Origin of the sequence: Prevotella sp. LCP21S3_D2, from assembly GCF_052118345.1 — a bacterium.
GTDB lineage: Bacteria > Bacteroidota > Bacteroidia > Bacteroidales > Bacteroidaceae > Prevotella.
In genome coordinates this window covers 1-317 of the sequence record NZ_JBQKHJ010000127.1, presented here as the reverse complement: position 1 = coordinate 317, position 317 = coordinate 1, and the positions used below count along the sequence as shown (strand labels likewise).

The window sequence follows — 317 nt, the reverse complement described above, 5'->3', positions numbered from 1 at the left end:
GCCAGCATTGGCATCGCTCTCATGCTCCTGATGGTCTGCGTCCTTGAGCCAGTTCATGCTGACATCGCCGAACAACTCCAAGTCCTCTAACAAGAAGAAAGAAAGCCCAAAGCTACCTTGGTGCTCTCGCATCGTAGTCCCCAAGTCCTTCACTCTATTTTGCATTTGGTAATAAGAGTACTCCAAAGACAAGTTCAGCTTGTCGTTCCAAAACGCCTGTTCCAATCGGGTATTTACCAGATAACGATCATTTACGAGTTTAAGCACATTGTCTTTCGACAGAATATTAGTATGGTAATTTCCCAAACTTGCCATCA

At 44.8% G+C, this 317-nt stretch carries 1 protein-coding gene; it reads right to left on the bottom strand.

Annotation, left to right across the window (positions count from 1 at the left end; genetic code table 11):
* On the bottom strand, positions 1-267 hold a 267-nt coding region (locus ACTQ16_RS16900; protein WP_441938600.1), incomplete at its 3' end, for a hypothetical protein.
* Between the last annotated feature and the right edge of the window lie 50 nt (positions 268-317).